Origin of the sequence: Hydrogenophaga sp. (genome assembly GCF_011390835.1) — a bacterium.
Classification (GTDB): Bacteria; Pseudomonadota; Gammaproteobacteria; order Burkholderiales; family Burkholderiaceae_C; genus Hydrogenophaga.
The window spans coordinates 141,494-155,407 of sequence record NZ_JAABRQ010000004.1; the positions used below are offsets into that span (position 1 = coordinate 141,494).

Genomic DNA, 13,914 nt, shown 5'->3' on the forward strand with positions numbered 1-13,914 from the left:
GCCGACGGGTCGCTCCCAACGCAGGCCCAGTCCCCTTGGGGGGTAGCGACCCGTGCAGCGGCAGAGCTCGGAGGCGACACCTTACTCACCTTCACCAAACTTGTCATGGATCAACGCCAAGATGGCATCCATCGCCTGCTGTTCATCGGCGCCACTGGTCTCGATCTCGACCTCGCTGCCCAGGCCGGCGGCGAGCATCATCACCCCCATGATGCTTTTGGCATTGATGCGGCGCTCGCCGCGCGACATCCAGACCTCGCAGCTGTGGTTTCCTGCGATCTTGGTGAGCTTGGCCGAGGCGCGTGCATGAAGACCCAGCTTATTGCTGATGGTCACGGAGGTCTTGATCATGGAGGGCTCGTTTGGCCTGGTTCTGAGGAGCGGTGATCGCCACCTGGATCACGCCCTGGGTGCCACCGATCATGGCGCGCGAGACCAGGGCGTCGAGCGATTCATGCCGGTAGGACACGGTGCGCAACAGCATGGGCAGGTTGACCCCGGTGATGAGCTTGGCATTGCCATCGTTCACCAGCTTTTGCGCCACGTTGCACGGCGTGGCACCAAACACATCGGTGAGCACCAGGGTGTTGGGCAAACCAGCCTGGCGCAGGATGGCGCTGGCCTGGGCCAGCGTTTCTTCGGGCGGCATATTGGGCTGCACATCCAGCGCTGTCACCGCCGCCGCACTGTCAGGAAACACGTGCAGCACGCACTGCCGCAAAGCCGAGGCCAGCGGGGCATGGGCAATGATGAAGATGCCGTTCATGCTCGGAGTTTAGTCCTGCGCCCTGTGTGAAGGCTGACGGTAGCGCCGCAAAAAAGCTCCATAGGCCCACAAACAGCACAGACCAAACACCCCCACCGCGCCGCGGAAGCTCGCTTCGGTGTTCCAGCCCAGCAGCCCGAAGCCATCGACCGCGAGGCCGATCGCCCACTGCACGCAGAACACGCCCGCAAAAATCACCAGGTTGTAGGCCGACAGCGCGCGCCCGGCGGCCTGCGGCGGCAGTGCCTGCGCCACCGCTGGTTGCGACAGCGAGACAAAGGTGCTGCAGACGCAAAACAGCGCCCACATCCCCCAGCCCGCTTGCGGGCCCAGCCACACGATGCTCAGCAATACCAGCAGGCTGACTGGTAGCCCCCAGGCGATCAGCCGCTCGGGCATCAGGTCGCGGTGCACCAGGTGCGGGTTCAACAAGCCCCACAACCAGAAGGTGGTGAGCATGCACAGATTGATCGCGAAAAGGCCAAATGCCGACTGCTCTGCGCTGTAGCCCGCCACCCGTACCATCCACGGCCCCGCCCACAGCGTCTGCACCGCCACCATGCCGCCGTAGTTGATGAAACCGATCGGTGCCATCTGGCGAAAGAACGGGTGGCGCACGATCTGGCCATAGCCGATGGTGGGCGTCGCCGCATCCGCAGCGCTCGCGCTCGGCCAGCCAGGCACCAGCCGCCAGAGCACCACCATGGACAAGATCAGCAGCACCGCCAGCGACCAGAACAGGCCGCGCCAGCCCGTCAGCGGCAGCAGCCACTGCACCGGCAAGGTCGCGGCCACCATGCCCAGCGAGCCGGTCATTAGCATCCACGAGTTCACCCGGAGCAGCGTAGCGGGCGAGAGCCAGCGGCGAAACCCGGTGAGAGGCGCCATCAGGCAGGCGCTCACGCCCATGCCTGTGAGCACGCGGGCGGCCAGCAGGCCGGAAAAACTGGTGGCCAGCGCAAACGCCGCACAGCCCAGCACCGCCAACGTCAGAAAGCCCACGATGACGCGCCGCGGGCCGTAGCGGTCCAGCCAGTTGCCCAGCGGCAACTGGGTGGTTGCAAAGCCCAGGAAATAGCCACCCGCCAGCAGGCCCAGGTCGCTGGCGCTGAGGCTCAGCTCGGCGCTCAGCGTGGGCGCCAGAGTGGCGGTGACCGCCCGCACCAGGGCCGAGAGAAAGTACGCCAGCGCAAACGCAAGAAACACCCAGACCGCAGTGCGCGGGCTCAGCCAGTCGGGGTGGGGCGTGGCGCTGCCACCGGCGCTCATGGAGTCGGTAGCCTCAGGCCGCCGAAAAACGTGTCCAGTGCTTCGGCCGGCAGGCGTTCTCCGTAGACCGCGGCTTGAAACACCTGCTGGCCTTGGGCGAAATAGGCGGCGCGGGTCTGCACCGCATCACCGCTCGGGCCCCGCCCCTGGGCGCTCACCCCGAGCACCTGCGCCGCGCCCGAAACGTTCACCGGCCAGGCGGTGGAAGCCTCGTCGTCAGGCGGTGAGCTCACGCGAATCGCCATCAGGCTCGCGCTGCGCCACGCCAACGTGGCGGGCCGCAGTTGGTCGGCATGGCGCACTTCGGCCCAGGCCAGCGCGAAACGCAGGCCGCCAGCTTCGCAGCTGAGCAGATGCAGTTCGGTGGGGTTGCCGAGCAGCGGCACGCTGCGCTGCGCTGCATCGGGCTTGCAGGGCATGAGTGCCTGCAGCGGCGTGCCCTCGACACGCGTTTCGCGCCAATTGAAGGTGGGGCTGCAGGCGGTCAAGCCCAGCGCCATCAGCAACCAGGCAGCGCCGGCGCAGCGAAAAAAAACCGGCACAAAAGGCTCCAAGCGAAATCGAAATGAACTGGCGACAGGCGCCGGGCTGGGCGTCGCGCACAATCGCGGCATGAACGCTCTGGATGGTATCCGCATACTCGATTTGTCGCGCGTACTCGCCGGCCCTTGGTGCACCCAGACCTTGGCCGATCTGGGTGCCGAGGTGGTGAAGGTGGAGCGGCCGCTCGGACCTCAGCACCCGGGCGGGGACGACACCCGCGGCTGGGGCCCGCCGTTTTTGCGCGGGCGCGACGGCGCCGACACCGCTGAAGCCGCCTACTACCTGGGCGCCAACCGCAACAAGCGCTCCATGACCTGCGACATCGCCAAGCCCGAGGGGCAGGCGCTGATCCGCGAGCTGGCGCTCAAGGCAGACGTGTTCGTTGAGAACTACAAGGTCGGCGACATGGCGCGCTACGGCCTGGATTTCGCCAGCCTGCACGCCCTGAATCCCAAGCTGGTCTATTGCTCCATCACCGGTTTTGGCCAGACCGGTCCCTACAAGGACCGGGCGGGCTACGACTACGCCATCCAGGGCATGGGCGGTCTGATGAGCGTGACCGGCGAGCGAGACGACCTGCCAGGCGGCGGTCCGCAAAAGGTGGGGGTGGCCGTGGCCGACCTGTTCACCGGCCTGTACGCCACGGTGGCGATTCAGGCCGCGCTGCGCCACGCCGAGCGCACCGGCCTTGGCCAGCACATCGACATGGCGCTGCTCGACACCCAGGTGGCCATGCTGGCCAATCTCGGTGCCAACTACCTGGTGCGCGGCCGCGAAGAAGACAAGATCCCCGGCCGCGCCGGCAATGCCCATGTGAACATCGTGCCCTACCAGGTGTTCGAGGTCGCGCCCGACGCCAGCGGCCAGCCGCAACACATCATCCTCGCGGTGGGCAACGACAGCCAGTTCGCCAAGTTCTGCGAGGTGGCGGGCCGACCGGAGATCGCAGCCGACGAGCGTTTTGCGCGCAACCAGAACCGCGTGCGCCACCGCGCCACCCTGGTGCCGATGCTGGAAGCCATCTTCAAGACCCGCGGCAAGGCCGACTGGCTGGCCAGCCTGGAAGCCGCCAAGGTCCCGGGAGGCCCGATCAACAACCTCGCCGAGGTGTTCGCCGACCCCCACGTGAAGCAGCGCGGCATGGTGCAGCGCTGGCAACATCCACTGGCCGATGCGGTCGATCTGGTCGCCAGCCCGCTCAAACTCAGCGCCACGCCGGTGCGCAACGACCTGCCCCCGCCCCTGCTGGGCGAACACACCGCCGCCGTGCTGAGCGACTGGTTGGCCATGCCCGCCGAGCGCTTGTCCGAACTGCGCGAGCGGGGTATCGTCTGAACGAATTGCTGTCCTATTCCCACCCATGAACGCCGCCAAAGCCCCTGCCGCAGGCCACCTGCCCAGCCCGACTTCTTTGAGAGGTGCGGCGCAGGCCGCTGCGGCGCGCGGTGAACCGCTGGTGGTCATGACCACGCTGGTTGGTTGCCCGTACTGCGATCTGGTGCGCGACCATCACCTCCTGCCCATGCTGCGCGATGGTCTGGTGCACGCGGTGGAGCTCGACATCCGCGATCGCCGCAGCAACCTGCAGGGGTTTGCCGGCGAAAACACCACCCCGGCCGATCAGGTGGCCTTGTGGAAGGCCCGCTTTGCTCCCACGGTGCTGTTCTTTGGCCCGCAGGGGCAAGAGCTCGCCGAACGCCTGGTGGGCATGGCCGTGCCCGACTTCTACGGTGAATACCTTGAAGCCCGGCTCGTGCAGTCGCGTGCCAAGCTGAAGTAAGTGCCTCTGAAGCCAACGCAACCAGCGTTGGCGATCACTCACTTCAGAGCACCAAACACCTTTTTGAGGATGGCGCTGCCGGTACCCACCGGGTCCTGTCGGATCTTGCGCTCTTCTTCACCGATGATGGTGTAGAGGCCATCGAGCGACTTGCCTGTCACGTACTGCTGGATGTTGGCCTCTTCCTTTTTCACCAGTCCGAAGTTGGCGATTTTTCCAGCGACCCTGTTGTACTTGTCGGCCAGACCCACTTTTTCTGTGGCCTTGGTCACCACCGGCAAAAACTTTTCCCCCAGCGGCGCACGGGTCTTTTCGGCAAAAAACTGGGTCACCGAGTTGTCGCCGCCGCTGAGGATGTTCTTGGCGTCGGTCACCGACATGCTTTTGACCGCGCCCACCAGCAAGTCCTTGCCCATGGGCACCGCGGTTTCAGCCGCGCGGTTCATGCTGGTAATGAGTTCGTCGACCCGCTTGCCCTGACCGGTCAGCTTCAGCAGCTGGGAGGCATCTTCCAGAAAACCGGGCAGCGGGATGCGCACCTTGGGATTGCCCAGAAACCCATCGGGCCTGCCCAGGAGCGCCACCGCAGCGAGCGCGCCCTTCTCCAGCGCGGTTTTGAGCCCTCTGCTGGCGTCCTGGTCGGTCAGGTCGGCGAGCGACAGGGCCAGCGCTTGCTGATGGGCGGCGAGAACCAGCAAGGCCACTGCGCTGGTCAGGGATTGATTAAACTGGCGTCGTTGCATGGTGAACTCCTGGGCAGTCGATGGGTCGGAAACCTTTGACCCGCATCGCCCACTGTAGGGCCGACCCCGAGAAAGCACAATGACACCCTCCGCCCCCCCCGCTTCGCCAGCCCGGCGTGTGCTCTTTTCCACGATGGCCGCACTGGGCGTCGCGTTCACGCTCACCCTGGCTGGCTGTGGCGCGCGGGAAGCGGCGCCGCAGTCCACGTTCGTGCTCATTGATGGCAGTAAGGCGACCACCGCCGACCTCAAGGGCAAAGTTACGCTGGTGAATTTCTGGGCAACGACCTGCGTGTCGTGCGTGAAGGAAATGCCGGCACTCGTGGCGACCTACAAGAAGTACCAACCCCAAGGCTTCGAAACCCTGGCAGTGGCGATGGAGTACGACCCGCCAGCCTGGGTGCTGAATTTTGCGCAGACGCGCCAGTTGCCGTTCAAGGTTGCGCTCGACAACACCGGCGAAATCGCCAAAGCCTGGGGCGACGTGAAGCTCACGCCCACCACCTACCTGGTGGACAAACAGGGGCGTATCGTCAAACGGTACGTGGGTGAGCCTGACATGGCGGCTCTGCACAAGTTGATCGAAGAGCTACTCGCCCAGGCCTGACAAGGCTCGGCGCCGGCCGCTGGGCCAAACGACTCAGGGCTGGCGGCTCAAACCGGACAGCCCTGTCGCTTGTTTCAGAGCCAGCGCGCGCTGCCCGGTGGCCATGACTCACTCTTTGCGGTAAGCGTCGTGGCAGGCCTTGCAGGTCTGGCCCACGGCGCCAAAAGCGGCCTTTACGTTATCCAGATTGCCCGTCTTGGCGGCGGCGGCGAGCTTGACCACCTCGGCCTGCATCTTGTCGGAACCTTCCTTGAACTTGGCCTGCTCGGTCCAGATTTCAGGCTTGGCGCGCGTGTCACCCTTGTCGGTGCCTTCGCCAAAGCCGGCCCAGGGCAGTTTGCTCATGGTTTCGACAATGGCGGCGTTCTCCGCCACCATCTTGGCGTCAAACGGCACGCGGCCGTTGGCCATGGCGCCGATGCGACCAAAGTGTGTGCCCATCACGGAAAACGCCGCCTTGCGGTACTTGACCGCGTCTTCCGGTTTCTGGAACTGGGCCAAGGCGGGAACCGAGACGGCGGTGAAGGCGGTGGCCAAAGCGAGTGATGCGATCAACTTCATGGGGACTCCTCAGAACGGTAGCGGGTTGGGACAGACTTGGAACGTTTCCAGCGACCTCGCAGCCGCTTGGAGATCAGTGTATCTTCGGTCGCGAGGTTCCGCTGGCCACGCCGCAGGCAAAGACTGATACATTTTTGTCCTGTTCACCGCCTGCGCACCCAAGCCATGCACATCGTCCGCGTCTGGGACCTGCCCACCCGTCTGTTTCACTGGACACTCGCCGCCTGCATCGTCGGCCTTGTCATTACCGGCAACATCGGTGGCAACTGGATGAACTGGCACCTGCGCTTGGGCTACGCGGTGCTGACGCTGCTTCTGTTCCGCCTGGTCTGGGGCTTAGTGGGCGGCCACTGGTCGCGCTTCGGCAGCTTTCTGTATGCGCCGGGCACGGTCTGGCGGTACCTGAAGGGCCGGGGTGACGCCGCCCATGGCGTGGGCCACAACCCATTGGGTGCTTTGTCGGTGTTTGCGTTGCTGGCGGTGATGCTGCTGCAGGTGGGCACCGGCCTGATCAGCGACGATGAGATTGCCTTCACGGGCCCGCTGGTGCGCTTCGTCTCCGGCGACACTATTTCGTCCGCCACCGCCTACCACAAGAACGTCGGCAAGTTCATCGTGATCGGGCTGGTGGTGCTGCACCTGCTGGCCATCCTGTTTTACAAGCTGGTGCGCAAGCAGAGCCTGGTGCGGCCCATGGTGGTCGGCGACAAGCAGCTGAGCGTGGCGGCGCCGAGCGCGCGCGACGGCACAGGCTCGCGTCTGCTGGCGCTGGTCGTGTTGGGAATCTGCGCCGGTGTGGTTCGCTGGGTGGTGAGCCTAGGCGCCTTTGCGGGCTATTAGGGTCCTGCGCCGCTGGCCATGAGCCACATTGCACCGCCCCAGATCCAGCTGCTTCGAGCGAGCGAGGCCGAAGCTCTGACGCTGGTGCGCAGCTTGTTTCTGGACTACCAGGCCAGCCTGACGGTTGATCTTTGCTTTCAGGGCTTTGCAGACGAGCTGGCCGAGCTGCCAGGGGACTACACCGAGCCGGGTGGTGACCTACTGCTCGCGCTGGTGGATGGTGCGCCGGCCGGTTGCGGCGCTTTCCGGGCTCTGCCGCACAGTGATCACCTCAACGCCTGCGAGATGAAGCGGCTTTTTGTGCGCCCGGCCTATCGAGGCATGGGCCTGGGGCGCCTAATGGTCGAACACCTCATGAGCGGCGCGCGCATGGCGGGCTACTCGACCATGCTGCTCGACACCTTGAGCGACATGGAAACGGCACGCGCCTTGTATCAGGAGGTGGGTTTCTCCGAGGTAGCGCCGTATTACCTCAATCCCATCCCGGGGGCGCACTACCTCAAGGCTCAACTCTGAACAGCGGTCCATCAGGACCGCAACAGGCGTGAAAAAGCCGCGGTGCCAACACACAGCGGCCTTGAGCTGGGGCCAAGCGCCCCGGCAGCCTTAGGCGGCTTTCTGGGCCTGCGCCAGGATGGTGGCGGCGTCGCTGACTTCGAACTTGCCGGGGCCTTCTATGTTCAGCGTCTTGACCACACCGTCCTGGACCAGCATCGAATAGCGGGCGCTGCGCAGGCCCATGCCTTTGCCATTCAGATCCAGGGTGAGGCCGGTGGCCTTGGCAAAGGCGGCGTCGCCGTCGGCCAGCATTCGTACCTTGTTGCCAGTTTTCTGGTCGCGCGCCCAGGCGCCCATGACAAATGCGTCGTTCACGCTGAGGCACCAGATCTCATCGACACCGGCCGCCTTGAAGGCCTCGGCATGCTCCACAAAGCCGGGAACATGCTTGGCCGAGCAGGTCGGGGTGAACGCGCCGGGTAGTGCGAAGATCACAACCGTCTTGCCAGCGGTGGCCTTGTGGGTATCAACCGGGTTGGGACCGATGCTGCAGCCATTGCCTTCTACCTCGCTGTACTCCATCAGTGTCGTGGCCGGAATCTTGTCGCCGATCTGGATCATGGGTTTTGCTCCTCGCGTGAATTGGCCCGCAGGCCTTGGATGGGCCCCGGCGTCACCGGGGAAGAAAAAACAAAAAAGCGACCGAATTGTCGGTCGCTTTCTGATGGCGCGCAGCAAACCACGCACATAGAACTCAGGCCAGTGCGGCCTTTGATGGCATCAGACCAGCGCGGCCTTTTGCACCAGGCGCGTAGCGACCCAGTTCTTGGTCTTGGACAGCGGACGGCTTTCGGTGATCTCGATCACGTCGCCCGTCTTGTATTCGCCCTTTTCGTCATGTGCGTGGTACTTGCTTGACTTGGCCACGATCTTGTCGTAGAGCTCGTGCTTGACACGGCGCTCGACCAACACGGTCACGGTTTTCGTGCGCTTGTCGCTGACGACCTTGCCGACCAGGGTGCGCTTGAGGGATGTTTTGGCTTCCGTCATGGGGTCGCTCCTTATTTGGCCGCAGACGCAGCGCGCTGCTTCTCGGCCAGGATGGTCTTGGCGCGGGCAATGGCGCGACGGGTGTCACCCAGCGTGGCGTTGTTGTTGAGTTGTTGCGTGGCTTTTTGCATGCGCAGGCCGAAATGGGCCTTCTGCAGCGCTTTCACCTCGGTTTCGAGACCAGCAACATCCTTCTGGCGCAATTCAGTTGTTTTCATTGTGTGTTCTCCTGAATCACTGACCCAGCATGCGCGTCACGAACGTGGTGCGCAGGGGAAGTTTGGCGGCGGCCAGGGTGAACGCCTCGCGAGCGAGCTGTTCAGGCACACCCACGATTTCGTACAGCACCTTGCCGGGCTGGATTTCAGCCACGTAGTACTCCACCGAGCCTTTGCCGTTGCCCATGCGGACCTCGGCAGGCTTCTGGGAAATTGGCTTGTCGGGGAACACGCGGATCCAGATACGACCGCCACGCTTGACGTGGCGGGAGATCGCACGGCGTGCGGCCTCGATCTGGCGTGCGGTCAGGCGACCGCGATCGGTGGACTTGAGACCGAAGTCGCCAAAGGCCACGGTAGCGCCACTGGTGGCGACCCCCGTGTTGCGGCCTTTTTGCTCCTTACGGTACTTGCGGCGTGCAGGTTGCAGCATGTTTATTCTCCTTTGCCGTCCGCAGGTGCCCCTGCGGGTGCGTCTTTGCGAACGCGCTTAACGGCGGGTTTGGGTTCGGTCGCTGCAGCGGTGGCTTCAGCAGGCTTGTCGCTGCCATCGGCCGGTGCGGCGTTGGCGCCAGGACGGCGTACAGCGGCGCGCGCTGGCGGGCCAGCGGGACGCTCACGGCGCGGACCGCGGGGACGGCGCTCTTCTTCTGGGCGCGGTGTCTCGGCGACGGGTGCATCGTTGCGGCCCAGCGTGTCGCCCTTGTAGACCCAGACCTTGACGCCGATAACGCCGTAGGTGGTCTTGGCTTCGGACGTGCCGTAGTCGATGTCAGCGCGCAAGGTGTGAAGCGGCACGCGACCTTCGCGGTACCACTCGCAACGAGCGATCTCGATACCGTTCAGACGGCCTGACGACATGATCTTGATGCCCTGGGCACCCAAGCGCATGGCGTTCTGCATGGCGCGCTTCATCGCACGGCGGAACATGATGCGCTTCTCGAGCTGCTGCGTGATGCTGTCGGCGATCAGCTTGGCATCGATTTCTGGCTTGCGCACTTCTTCGATGTTGACTGCGACCGGCACGCCCAGCTTGGTAGCCAATTCGCGCTTGAGGCGCTCGATGTCCTCACCCTTCTTGCCGATCACCACGCCCGGACGTGCCGAGTAGATGGTGATGCGTGCGTTCTTGGCGGGGCGCTCGATCACAACGCGCGATACGGCGGCGTTCTTCAGCTTGCCCTTGAGGTACTCACGCACCTTGATGTCTTCGGCGAGCATGCCCGCGAAATCGCGGTTGCTGGCGTACCAACGGCTGGCCCAGTTGCGCGAAATGGCAAGGCGGAACCCGGTGGGGTTGATTTTTTGTCCCATAGTCCTAGCCTTCTTCAGTTGCCAACCGTCACGTAGATGTGACAGGTGGGTTTGCTGATGCGGTTGCCACGCCCTTTGGCGCGGGCGGCGAAACGCTTCAGCGTGGTGCCTTGTTCGACGTAAATGGTCTTGACCTTCAGCTCGTCGATGTCGGCGCCGTCGTTGTGCTCGGCGTTGGCAATGGCCGACTCCAGGCATTTCTTGACGATACCGGCGGCTTTTTTCTGGGTAAACGCCAGGATGTTGAGTGCCTGGTCGACCTTCTTGCCGCGAATCAGGTCTGCCACAAGGCGGCCCTTGTCGACCGACAGGCGCACGCCACGGACGACAGCACGGGTTTCTGTACTCATGGTGGGTCCTTACTTCTTCGCTTTTTTGTCGGCCGGGTGGCCTTTGAACGTGCGCGTCAGCGAAAACTCGCCGAGCTTGTGTCCCACCATCTGATCGGTGATGTAGACAGGCACGTGCTGCTTGCCGTTGTGCACGGCGATCGTCAGTCCGATGAATTCGGGCAGGATCATGGAGCGGCGAGACCAGGTCTTGACCGGCTTCTTGTCCTTGTTGGCCTGCGCCTTCTCCACCTTGGCCATCAGGTGATGGTCAATGAAAGGGCCTTTTTTGAGTGAACGAGTCATGTTGTCAACCCTTTACTTCTTGCGACGCGAGACGATCATCGACTGCGTGCGGCGGTTGTTGCGGGTGCGGTAGCCTTTGGTCAGGTTGCCCCACGGATCCACCGGAGCGCGGCCTTCGCCGGTCTTGCCTTCACCACCACCGTGCGGGTGGTCGATCGGGTTCATCGCGGTACCGCGAACCGTTGGGCGAATACCCATGTGGCGCTTGACACCGGCCTTGCCGAGCTGGCGCAGGCTGTGTTCCTGGTTGGACACTTCGCCGATGGTGGCGCGGCAATCCACGTGCACCTTGCGCACTTCGCCAGAGCGCATGCGGACCTGGGCGTAAATGCCTTCGCGGGCCAGCAGCACAGCCGAGGCACCGGCGGAGCGAGCGATTTGTGCGCCTTTGCCGACCTGCAGCTCGATACAGTGGATGGTCGAACCAACCGGAATGTTGCGGATCGGCAGGGTATTGCCGACGCGAATCGGCGACTCCGAACCAGACAACAGGGTGGCACCCGCTTCAACGCCACGCGGGGCAATGATGTAGCGGCGCTCGCCGTCGGCGTAGCACAGCAGCGCGATGTGCGCCGTGCGGTTCGGGTCGTACTCGATGCGCTCGACTTTGGCCGGAATGTTGTCCTTGTTGCGAAGGAAGTCGACCACGCGGTAGTGATGCTTGTGACCACCGCCCTTGTGACGGGTGGTGATGTGGCCATTGTTGTTGCGGCCGGCTTTCTGGAACTGGGGCTCCAGCAGCGGTGCATAGCCCTCACCCTTGTGCAGGTGATCACGCGTGACCTTCACCATGCCGCGACGGCCTGGTGAAGTCGGTTTCATCTTGATGACTGCCATGATTACGCCTCCCCGCCAAAGTTCAGTTCTTGACCGGGCATCAGCGTCACGTACGCTTTGCGCACGTGGTCACGGCGACCCATGGTCTTGCCAAAGCGCTTGGCTTTGCCCTTCTGATTGAGCACAGACACGCCTTTGACCTGGACCTTGAACATCAGCTCAACAGCGGCCTTGATCTCCGGCTTGGACGCATCGCGCAGCACCTTGAACAGCACAGCGTTGCTCTGCTCGGCAGCCTGTGTGGCCTTCTCGGACACGATGGGTGCCACGAGGACCTGCATCAGGCGACCTTCGTCGTATTTTGTGACGCTCATGCGAACATCTCCTTCAACTGGTCGATGGCCGCCTTGGTGACGATCACCTTCTTGTAGTGCACCAGCGACAGCGGATCGGCGTAACGCGGCTCGACCACCAGCACATTGGGCAGGTTGCGCGAAGCCAGGTACAGGTTCTCGTCAACTTCCTCGGCGATCACCAGCACGGACTGCAGGTTCATGGCCTTGAACTTGTCAGCCAACTGCTTGGTCTTCGGCGAATCGACCTTGATCGAATCAACCACGGCCAAGCGGCCTTCACGCACCAGCTGCGAGAAGATCGACGCCATGCCGGCGCGGTACATCTTCTTGTTGATCTTCTGGGTGAAGTTTTCGTCCGGGCTGTTGGGGAAGGCGCGACCGCCTCCACGCCAGATGGGGGAAGACGTCATACCGGCGCGGGCGCGGCCCGTGCCTTTTTGCTTGAAGGGCTTCTTGGTCGAGTGCTTGACCATCTGACGGTCTTTTTGAGCACGCGTACCCTGGCGCGCATTGGCCTGGTAGGCCACCACCAGCTGGTGGATCAGCGCTTCGTTGTAGTCGCGACCAAACACGGTCTCGGGCACATCCACATTGGACGCTGCCTGGCCCTGGTCATTCAGGAGTTCAACTTGCATCAGTTTGCTCCCTGGGTGGCTGCATCGGCAGACTTGGCCTTGACGGCGGGACGCACGGTCAGGAAACCGCCGTTGGCGCCTGGCACCGCACCGCGGATCATCAGCAGCTGACGGGTTTCATCGATACGGAAGACGTCCAGGTTCTGGATGGTCTTGGTCTGATCGCCCATGTGGCCGGTCATTTTTTTGCCCGGAAACACGCGACCCGGATCCTGGGCCATGGAGATCGAGCCCGGCACGTTGTGCGAACGGCTGTTGCCGTGAGACGCGCGCTGGGACTTAAAGTTATGGCGCTTGATCGTGCCGGCGAAGCCTTTACCGATCGAGGTACCTTGCACATCCACCTTCTGGCCAGCTGCAAACACGGCAGTGGCAGCCACCATCGCACCGGGCTGGTACTGGGCAGCAACGTCAGAGGCGACGCGGAATTCTTGGATGATCTCACCCGCTTCAACACCGGCCTTGGCCAGGTGGCCCGCTTGGGGCTTGGTGACGCGGGAAGCGCGACGGGCACCGAAGGTGACCTGCAGCGCGTCATAGCCATCGTTGGCTTGAGTTTTGACTTGCGTCACACGGTTGTTGGACACGTCGACCACCGTGACAGGAACTGCGTCCCCATCTTCGGTGAACAAGCGCATCATGCCAACCTTGCGACCCAACAACCCGAGGGAGTTGCTAAGACTCATTGTTTTCTCCGTTCCCGACTTCAATTGGCCGGGGCTGATGGTGCAGCGCTTCTCCCTGGAAAGCCCAGGCTTGTTCGCTGCGTTTAGGGGTACGGTCACCGCTTTCGCGAGCCGCATCGGCATTGCCGAACCTTCTGACCGAAGCCAGAAAAGCCTGCCAGTATAACCAGCAGGCAGATTTTCTGCAAGCATCTCGCCTGAATGGGCGAGATACCCGGGCCACAGCGGTTTACTGCAGCTTGATTTCCACGTCCACGCCCGCGGGCAGGTCGAGCTTCATCAGGGCATCGACCGTCTTGTCGGTTGGATCCACGATGTCCATCAGGCGCTGGTGCGTGCGGATTTCGAGCTGGTCGCGGCTGGTCTTGTTGACGTGCGGCGAGCGCAGGATGTCAAAACGCTTCATGCGTGTCGGCAGGGGCACGGGTCCCTTGACGATCGCGCCGGTGCGCTTGGCGGTCTCGACGATCTCGGCAGCCGAGGTATCGATCAGTTTGTAGTCAAAGGCCTTGAGGCGGATGCGGATCTTTTGCTTGGAAGACATGTGGTTTCTCCTTAAGCAATGATCTTGGCCACGACGCCGGCGCCGACGGTGCGACCGCCCTCGCGGATGGCAAAGCGCAGGCCTTCTTCCAT

Annotated in this window: 23 protein-coding genes and 1 pseudogene; 5 read left to right on the forward strand and 19 right to left on the reverse strand. The window is 63.3% G+C overall.

Annotated features, from left to right (window positions below; genetic code table 11):
* Nucleotides 1–81: 81 nt before the first annotated feature.
* Genes GPT34_RS04600 through GPT34_RS04615 form a run of 4 tightly spaced genes read right to left on the reverse strand, consistent with a single transcriptional unit; the run spans nucleotide 82 to nucleotide 2,577 of the window.
* Nucleotides 82–351, reverse strand: a complete 270-nt coding sequence (locus GPT34_RS04600; RefSeq protein WP_291010076.1) for an HPr family phosphocarrier protein — start codon at nucleotides 349–351, stop codon at nucleotides 82–84.
* Entirely contained in the window at nucleotides 320–766 is a 447-nt protein-coding gene (locus tag GPT34_RS04605) for a PTS fructose transporter subunit IIA (protein ID WP_291010077.1), read from the reverse strand. Before GPT34_RS04605 ends, GPT34_RS04600 begins: the two co-directional genes overlap by 32 nt.
* A 9-nt stretch (nucleotides 767–775) precedes the next feature.
* A complete protein-coding gene (locus tag GPT34_RS04610) occupies nucleotides 776–2,035 on the reverse strand; it encodes an MFS transporter (protein WP_291010078.1) in 1,260 nt (419 codons plus the stop codon).
* On the reverse strand, nucleotides 2,032–2,577 hold the full coding sequence (locus GPT34_RS04615) for a hypothetical protein (protein ID WP_291010079.1): 546 nt from the start codon (nucleotides 2,575–2,577) through the stop codon (nucleotides 2,032–2,034). The genes GPT34_RS04610 and GPT34_RS04615 overlap by 4 nt, the downstream gene beginning before the upstream one ends.
* Nucleotides 2,578–2,647: 70 nt before the next feature.
* Here GPT34_RS04615 and GPT34_RS04620 point away from each other — a divergent pair, with 70 nt between their 5' ends.
* Together GPT34_RS04620 and GPT34_RS04625 are read left to right on the forward strand one after the other, a co-directional pair.
* A complete protein-coding gene (locus tag GPT34_RS04620; RefSeq protein WP_291010080.1) occupies nucleotides 2,648–3,913 on the forward strand; it encodes a CaiB/BaiF CoA-transferase family protein in 1,266 nt (421 codons plus the stop codon).
* A gap of 25 nt (nucleotides 3,914–3,938) precedes the next feature.
* On the forward strand, nucleotides 3,939–4,358 hold the full coding sequence (locus GPT34_RS04625; protein WP_291010081.1) for a hypothetical protein: 420 nt from the start codon (nucleotides 3,939–3,941) through the stop codon (nucleotides 4,356–4,358).
* Nucleotides 4,359–4,396: 38 nt separating this feature from the next.
* Here the strand turns inward: GPT34_RS04625 and GPT34_RS04630 are convergent, their stop codons facing one another.
* Nucleotides 4,397–5,101, reverse strand: coding sequence for a DUF4197 domain-containing protein (locus GPT34_RS04630; RefSeq protein ID WP_291010082.1), 705 nt, complete (start codon nucleotides 5,099–5,101; stop codon nucleotides 4,397–4,399).
* A 133-nt stretch (nucleotides 5,102–5,234) separates the two neighbouring features.
* On the opposite strand from GPT34_RS04630, the gene GPT34_RS04635 reads away from it, so the two are divergent.
* Nucleotides 5,235–5,708 carry a TlpA disulfide reductase family protein gene (locus GPT34_RS04635; protein WP_291010100.1) on the forward strand — a complete coding sequence of 158 codons (474 nt, stop codon included), beginning with the start codon at nucleotides 5,235–5,237 and terminating at the stop codon, nucleotides 5,706–5,708.
* 108 nt (nucleotides 5,709–5,816) lie between these two features.
* Here the strand turns inward: GPT34_RS04635 and GPT34_RS04640 are convergent, their stop codons facing one another.
* Nucleotides 5,817–6,269 (reverse strand): cytochrome c, encoded by a 453-nt coding sequence (locus GPT34_RS04640; protein ID WP_291010083.1) that lies wholly within the window; start codon nucleotides 6,267–6,269, stop codon nucleotides 5,817–5,819.
* 165 nt (nucleotides 6,270–6,434) lie between these two features.
* Between GPT34_RS04640 and GPT34_RS04645 the strand changes: the two genes are divergently transcribed.
* Nucleotides 6,435–7,109, forward strand: a complete 675-nt coding sequence (locus GPT34_RS04645) for a cytochrome b/b6 domain-containing protein (protein WP_291010084.1) — start codon at nucleotides 6,435–6,437, stop codon at nucleotides 7,107–7,109.
* Between the two features lie 18 nt (nucleotides 7,110–7,127).
* A complete protein-coding gene (locus tag GPT34_RS04650) occupies nucleotides 7,128–7,625 on the forward strand; it encodes a GNAT family N-acetyltransferase (RefSeq protein WP_291010085.1) in 498 nt (165 codons plus the stop codon).
* A gap of 90 nt (nucleotides 7,626–7,715) precedes the next feature.
* On the opposite strand, the gene GPT34_RS04655 is transcribed toward GPT34_RS04650, so the two are convergent.
* The 13 genes and pseudogenes from GPT34_RS04655 to GPT34_RS04715 all read right to left on the reverse strand — a co-directional run.
* Nucleotides 7,716–8,228, reverse strand: a complete 513-nt coding sequence (locus GPT34_RS04655; protein ID WP_291010086.1) for a peroxiredoxin — start codon at nucleotides 8,226–8,228, stop codon at nucleotides 7,716–7,718.
* 159 nt (nucleotides 8,229–8,387) lie between these two features.
* Nucleotides 8,388–8,657 (reverse strand): 30S ribosomal protein S17, encoded by a 270-nt coding sequence (rpsQ, locus tag GPT34_RS04660; protein ID WP_291010087.1) that lies wholly within the window; start codon nucleotides 8,655–8,657, stop codon nucleotides 8,388–8,390.
* A gap of 11 nt (nucleotides 8,658–8,668) precedes the next feature.
* Nucleotides 8,669–8,875, reverse strand: coding sequence for a 50S ribosomal protein L29 (rpmC, locus tag GPT34_RS04665; protein ID WP_291010088.1), 207 nt, complete (start codon nucleotides 8,873–8,875; stop codon nucleotides 8,669–8,671).
* Between the two features lie 16 nt (nucleotides 8,876–8,891).
* On the reverse strand, nucleotides 8,892–9,308 hold the full coding sequence (rplP, locus tag GPT34_RS04670) for a 50S ribosomal protein L16 (protein WP_177137008.1): 417 nt from the start codon (nucleotides 9,306–9,308) through the stop codon (nucleotides 8,892–8,894).
* A gap of 2 nt (nucleotides 9,309–9,310) precedes the next feature.
* On the reverse strand, nucleotides 9,311–10,189 hold the full coding sequence (rpsC, locus tag GPT34_RS04675; protein ID WP_291010089.1) for a 30S ribosomal protein S3: 879 nt from the start codon (nucleotides 10,187–10,189) through the stop codon (nucleotides 9,311–9,313).
* 14 nt (nucleotides 10,190–10,203) lie between these two features.
* On the reverse strand, nucleotides 10,204–10,539 hold the full coding sequence (rplV, locus tag GPT34_RS04680; RefSeq protein ID WP_291010090.1) for a 50S ribosomal protein L22: 336 nt from the start codon (nucleotides 10,537–10,539) through the stop codon (nucleotides 10,204–10,206).
* Nucleotides 10,540–10,548: 9 nt separating this feature from the next.
* Entirely contained in the window at nucleotides 10,549–10,824 is a 276-nt protein-coding gene (rpsS, locus tag GPT34_RS04685; RefSeq protein WP_291010091.1) for a 30S ribosomal protein S19, read from the reverse strand.
* 12 nt (nucleotides 10,825–10,836) lie between these two features.
* Nucleotides 10,837–11,661: a 50S ribosomal protein L2 gene (gene rplB / locus GPT34_RS04690; RefSeq protein ID WP_291010092.1), complete on the reverse strand. Its 825-nt coding sequence runs from the start codon at nucleotides 11,659–11,661 to the stop codon at nucleotides 10,837–10,839.
* Nucleotides 11,662–11,663: 2 nt separating this feature from the next.
* Nucleotides 11,664–11,975: a 50S ribosomal protein L23 gene (gene rplW / locus GPT34_RS04695; RefSeq protein ID WP_291010093.1), complete on the reverse strand. Its 312-nt coding sequence runs from the start codon at nucleotides 11,973–11,975 to the stop codon at nucleotides 11,664–11,666.
* Entirely contained in the window at nucleotides 11,972–12,592 is a 621-nt protein-coding gene (gene rplD, locus GPT34_RS04700; protein ID WP_291010094.1) for a 50S ribosomal protein L4, read from the reverse strand. The genes rplW and rplD overlap by 4 nt, the downstream gene beginning before the upstream one ends.
* Nucleotides 12,592–13,278, reverse strand: coding sequence for a 50S ribosomal protein L3 (rplC, locus tag GPT34_RS04705; RefSeq protein WP_291010101.1), 687 nt, complete (start codon nucleotides 13,276–13,278; stop codon nucleotides 12,592–12,594). Before rplC ends, rplD begins: the two co-directional genes overlap by 1 nt.
* Nucleotides 13,279–13,507: 229 nt before the next feature.
* Nucleotides 13,508–13,822, reverse strand: a complete 315-nt coding sequence (gene rpsJ, locus GPT34_RS04710; RefSeq protein WP_291010095.1) for a 30S ribosomal protein S10 — start codon at nucleotides 13,820–13,822, stop codon at nucleotides 13,508–13,510.
* A gap of 11 nt (nucleotides 13,823–13,833) precedes the next feature.
* Nucleotides 13,834–13,914: pseudogene (locus tag GPT34_RS04715) on the reverse strand (elongation factor Tu); the annotation flags it as partial.

Excerpts from the sequence above, each read along its gene's own strand:
- rplV (WP_291010090.1), bottom strand. The coding sequence starts at position 10,539 with ATGAGTACAGAAACCCGTGCTGTCGTCCGTGGCGTGCGCCTGTCGGTC.
- GPT34_RS04655 (WP_291010086.1), bottom strand. The coding sequence starts at position 8,228 with ATGATCCAGATCGGCGACAAGATTCCGGCCACGACACTGATGGAGTAC.
- rplC (WP_291010101.1), bottom strand. The coding sequence starts at position 13,278 with ATGAGTCTTAGCAACTCCCTCGGGTTGTTGGGTCGCAAGGTTGGCATG.
- rplB (WP_291010092.1), bottom strand. The coding sequence starts at position 11,661 with ATGGCAGTCATCAAGATGAAACCGACTTCACCAGGCCGTCGCGGCATG.
- rpsQ (WP_291010087.1), bottom strand. The coding sequence starts at position 8,657 with ATGACGGAAGCCAAAACATCCCTCAAGCGCACCCTGGTCGGCAAGGTC.
- rplP (WP_177137008.1), bottom strand. The coding sequence starts at position 9,308 with ATGCTGCAACCTGCACGCCGCAAGTACCGTAAGGAGCAAAAAGGCCGC.
- GPT34_RS04645 (WP_291010084.1), top strand. The coding sequence starts at position 6,435 with ATGCACATCGTCCGCGTCTGGGACCTGCCCACCCGTCTGTTTCACTGG.
- rplW (WP_291010093.1), bottom strand. The coding sequence starts at position 11,975 with ATGAGCGTCACAAAATACGACGAAGGTCGCCTGATGCAGGTCCTCGTG.
- GPT34_RS04600 (WP_291010076.1), bottom strand. The coding sequence starts at position 351 with ATGATCAAGACCTCCGTGACCATCAGCAATAAGCTGGGTCTTCATGCA.
- rpsS (WP_291010091.1), bottom strand. The coding sequence starts at position 10,824 with ATGACTCGTTCACTCAAAAAAGGCCCTTTCATTGACCATCACCTGATG.
- GPT34_RS04610 (WP_291010078.1), bottom strand. The coding sequence starts at position 2,035 with ATGAGCGCCGGTGGCAGCGCCACGCCCCACCCCGACTGGCTGAGCCCG.
- GPT34_RS04630 (WP_291010082.1), bottom strand. The coding sequence starts at position 5,101 with ATGCAACGACGCCAGTTTAATCAATCCCTGACCAGCGCAGTGGCCTTG.
- GPT34_RS04640 (WP_291010083.1), bottom strand. The coding sequence starts at position 6,269 with ATGAAGTTGATCGCATCACTCGCTTTGGCCACCGCCTTCACCGCCGTC.
- GPT34_RS04635 (WP_291010100.1), top strand. The coding sequence starts at position 5,235 with ATGGCCGCACTGGGCGTCGCGTTCACGCTCACCCTGGCTGGCTGTGGC.
- rpmC (WP_291010088.1), bottom strand. The coding sequence starts at position 8,875 with ATGAAAACAACTGAATTGCGCCAGAAGGATGTTGCTGGTCTCGAAACC.
- GPT34_RS04625 (WP_291010081.1), top strand. The coding sequence starts at position 3,939 with ATGAACGCCGCCAAAGCCCCTGCCGCAGGCCACCTGCCCAGCCCGACT.
- GPT34_RS04620 (WP_291010080.1), top strand. The coding sequence starts at position 2,648 with ATGAACGCTCTGGATGGTATCCGCATACTCGATTTGTCGCGCGTACTC.
- rpsC (WP_291010089.1), bottom strand. The coding sequence starts at position 10,189 with ATGGGACAAAAAATCAACCCCACCGGGTTCCGCCTTGCCATTTCGCGC.
- GPT34_RS04650 (WP_291010085.1), top strand. The coding sequence starts at position 7,128 with ATGAGCCACATTGCACCGCCCCAGATCCAGCTGCTTCGAGCGAGCGAG.
- GPT34_RS04605 (WP_291010077.1), bottom strand. The coding sequence starts at position 766 with ATGAACGGCATCTTCATCATTGCCCATGCCCCGCTGGCCTCGGCTTTG.
- rplD (WP_291010094.1), bottom strand. The coding sequence starts at position 12,592 with ATGCAAGTTGAACTCCTGAATGACCAGGGCCAGGCAGCGTCCAATGTG.
- rpsJ (WP_291010095.1), bottom strand. The coding sequence starts at position 13,822 with ATGTCTTCCAAGCAAAAGATCCGCATCCGCCTCAAGGCCTTTGACTAC.